Annotated in this window: 1 protein-coding gene; it reads left to right on the plus strand. The window is 27.8% G+C overall.

Annotated features, from left to right (window positions below):
- Positions 1-638: 638 nt before the first annotated feature.
- Positions 639-997 (plus strand): hypothetical protein (locus tag K4H96_RS07860; protein ID WP_227956458.1); only part of this gene is annotated, 359 nt, incomplete at its 3' end.

The raw sequence follows: 997 nt of genomic DNA on the forward strand, positions 1-997 counted from the left end.
CAGGAACTGCTTTAGGAGCTTCGTAAGTAGCCATAAATCTTCCTCCTTATTTTATTTACTTGATTATATCAAAATACTCAAATTATTTCAAGCTCAGATTGGTTCAAATCAAATTTAAAACATCTATTAAAACTAGTGATAATAAATAATGAATTTACATATTTGAAAAAATATGCTCCCAACTTGATTCATCATTAACATTTCCAAATACAGACATTGAAATTGAATATAAATCTAGTTTGGAACGAGAAAATACATATATGTTTATTAATTCTATAGGTGAAGCCTATAAAATTGATATTGATAATAATGTTCAAGTATTTGGAAATGTTAATGATGAATCAAGTTGGGAGCATATTTTTTCAAATATGTAAATTCATTATTTATTATCACTAGTTTTAATAGATGTTTTAAATTTGATTTGAACCAATCTGAGCTTGAAATAATTTGAGTATTTTGATATAATCAAGTAAATAAAATAAGGAGGAAGATTTATGGCTACTTACGAAGCTCCTAAAGCAGTTCCTGTTGAACTTCCAGCAGCGTTGGCACTTGAACTGGCTTTCTAGGTTATAGTTTTAAGATGCAATTCTTTGGGATTGCATCTTTTTGTAAATCATTATATTTAGGTATTAACGATGAAAAATGAACTGTACATAACAAAAATTGATAAAAAATTAGATTTAAATAACTTGAAAGCTCACTTAAAGCTATTCCCAGACGATATTGCGTATATTGGGGGGTCGCTGATTGATGGCCAAATTAATAAATATTCTGAAGGTTTAGGGAATAAGTACTCTGACTTGGATATTTTCATTATCAGGGAGAGCTCTAAATTTCTAGATTCTAATTCTACTTACGCAGGAAAATTTAAAAAAATTGATTTTTTAGAATTACCAGAATACGGGATAGATATTGAAATATATGACAGACAATTTATTGAAAATCTAATATTATCAGTTAATAACATTGAACTTGCTTCAAATCAAAGGGTTAG

Source organism: Streptococcus sanguinis (assembly GCF_020729765.1).
In the GTDB taxonomy this organism is placed as follows: Bacteria; Bacillota; Bacilli; order Lactobacillales; family Streptococcaceae; genus Streptococcus; species Streptococcus sanguinis_Q.